We start from the raw sequence: 2,396 nt of genomic DNA, 5'->3' as shown, positions 1-2,396 counted from the left end.
GGTGCTTATTGGAAAGATATTGCAGAGATGTTTGCCCGAAGCTTTGAATGCTATGTGTACGACAAGCTAAAGGAAAAGAACCGGGTAAATAACTACCTGGTATCAGGTGGAATGTTTTCCCATCCTGTTTATCCGCAAGGTCAGGAACGTATTTACATCAACAAGTGCTTTGATAACCTGATTTATGCCATCAAGGAGCATTTATCCATAAAATCATTTGAACCATTTACCGATAAACGAGCCGATGAATACATCGACCTGACCGAAAAAGGTAGCGTGAATAAAGGTGTGATAGTAGGCAAAGAGCGCAAACTGAAACTTGCCAAAATCAGGGCTAAAGCAATTCGCATTAAACAGAAACAATTAAAAATATCGTGATATGAAACTTACAGTTAAAAACTACAAGGAAGCCACCAAAAATATTGACTTCAAAAAGTTGCCGGAAGCAGCACAGGAAGCACATAAAGAGTTTGATTCATTTGCCGATTTCTATAATGAGGATAAGGACATTAAAGAGATGCTTGATAATCATTTCAAAATCGTTGAACCTTATCTAAAGGATTCAGAAAAGAAAAGCCCTGTACCTAAGAAAGCACCAGCGAAGAAGAAGACCGCTTCGTCACAAAAATCGACAAAAAATGTGACGAAGAAAGCTGCACCAAAACGAACAACCACAAAGAAAACGGCAGCACCTAAAAAAGCACAACGAAAACCCATCGAGGTTGATTTGATTCCGTTGGAGATTAAAGTAATCAGGCGTTATCTGAACTTCCACAATAAGAAGGTAACAGAACGTCAGGTTTCGCTATTGTATAAGGTGATTCAAAAGGCTGCTACCGAAAAGACCATCCGTAAAACAAGCAAGTACGCCTCTGAAATAAAAAGTATCAGCAATGACCTTATCAAAACTTATAAGGATATGAATGGTACTTGCAAGTTTGAAGTTCCGAATTCTTTATACACGAAGCTAAAAAAGATTGTGGATGACTACGGTGTTACTCCGGCAGTTGCATTGATTAAGCGTTTTATCAACCTGTATGGCAATATCACAAAGGCAAAAGCGCAACGCTTACTTACCACAGTTACCAACTCATTGAAAAACGGTAAGGTTGATAAATCCGACAAGGAATTTGAACAGGTGAAAAACGTCCAAAAGCATTTACACGATTATCTGGAGAGCGATAAACTGCTTGTTACCAATGTTCAGTTAAAAGGCTTACAAGGCATTGCCGGATTGGGAAAGTAAATGCCACTACTTCCATGCCCAAAAGTAGTGGCTCTCAGAACAGGGCATTCAATCCCGGCACCACAAGAACCGCAGTCATCGCATCCGACCAGGTTGTTTTGGCAAATGACCTGGCCAAGATGAATTTTAAGACCATTTCAATCCGGGGAAAGTTCGGTAAACTATTAGGTAAGCTGTATATCCCATTCTATATAATGATTTACGGCTCACGCTTTCATGGCAAGAGTACCGTAGCCCTGATGTTTGCCGATGAATTGGTAAAACAGCATGGTTATAAAGTCCTGTATGTTGCTAATGAAGAAGGTGCAAAAGGAACAATGCAGGAGAAAGTGGTAAGACTTGGAATTAACAGTCCGATTGGAATTATCGAGGACTACAACCCGAAGCTATTTAGGGATTATGATGTGGTATTTATCGACAGTACCCAAACAACGGATATTTCTCACGAGGAATATAAAGAGCTGAAGAAACAGTTTCCGAATACTTCATTTGTAATCATCAATCAGGCAAACCGAGACGGAAGCTCCAAAGGTGGAACGAAGTGGGAACATATAGTAGATGCCATTATGCACATCGAAAACCAAAGTGCCACAATGGAGAAAAATCGCTTTCCAGAGGGCAGTACAGAAACCATTAAAATCTTTTAGCATGGAAGAAATGACAATAAAATTCTATTGGCTTGTTATCGGTGCTTTCAGTTCGCTTATCGTTGGTGTGGTTTCCTTTATTGTTCGCAATGCCATTTCAAAGAATGCCACAAAAGAAACGGTGGATGCCAAAACCGATTTATTGGAAAAGGATATTCAGCACTTGACAAAGGAGCTTGCTTCGTGTGAAAACAAGTTTACGGTACTGCATAAAAGAATATCAGATTTAAGGGACAGCTCCAAGGAAATATATGTGAGTAAAGAACTATTCCACCAAACCATTAAGCAGCTTAACGAGAAGCTCGATACCATATTAAAATTTGTAGAACGATGACAGGCAATGCCTGAGATAATTATAAAACGATGAAGCTATTTAAAAAATTAGCAGGAAATGCAACGGCGGAAACCTTAAAAGAGGGTACTAAGCTGATTGATGAAATATTCACCACACAAGAAGAAAAGCTCCAGGGGAAAATGGAACTTTTTAAGATGGCAGTTGCCGA

Annotated in this window: 4 protein-coding genes; all 4 read left to right on the top strand. The window is 39.4% G+C overall.

What is annotated here, in order from left to right:
* A partial coding sequence (locus KDU71_RS22660) for an LPD1 domain-containing protein (RefSeq protein WP_212193414.1) occupies positions 1-378 on the top strand: 378 nt, incomplete at its 5' end.
* Position 379: 1 nt separating this feature from the next.
* A complete protein-coding gene (locus KDU71_RS22655) occupies positions 380-1,246 on the top strand; it encodes a hypothetical protein (protein ID WP_212193413.1) in 867 nt (288 codons plus the stop codon).
* A 14-nt stretch (positions 1,247-1,260) separates the two neighbouring features.
* A complete protein-coding gene (locus KDU71_RS22650; RefSeq protein WP_212193412.1) occupies positions 1,261-1,893 on the top strand; it encodes a P-loop NTPase family protein in 633 nt (210 codons plus the stop codon).
* A 1-nt stretch (position 1,894) separates the two neighbouring features.
* A complete protein-coding gene (locus KDU71_RS22645) occupies positions 1,895-2,227 on the top strand; it encodes a hypothetical protein (RefSeq protein ID WP_212193411.1) in 333 nt (110 codons plus the stop codon).
* Positions 2,228-2,396: the final 169 nt, after the last annotated feature.

This window comes from Carboxylicivirga sediminis (genome assembly GCF_018156225.1).
Classification (GTDB): Bacteria; Bacteroidota; Bacteroidia; order Bacteroidales; family Marinilabiliaceae; genus Carboxylicivirga; species Carboxylicivirga sediminis.
This window is presented reverse-complemented; position numbering and strand designations above follow the sequence as displayed.

Coding starts and splice junctions, on each gene's coding strand:
- KDU71_RS22655 (WP_212193413.1), top strand. CDS start 380: ATGAAACTTACAGTTAAAAACTACAAGGAAGCCACCAAAAATATTGAC.
- KDU71_RS22650 (WP_212193412.1), top strand. CDS start 1,261: ATGCCCAAAAGTAGTGGCTCTCAGAACAGGGCATTCAATCCCGGCACC.
- KDU71_RS22645 (WP_212193411.1), top strand. CDS start 1,895: ATGGAAGAAATGACAATAAAATTCTATTGGCTTGTTATCGGTGCTTTC.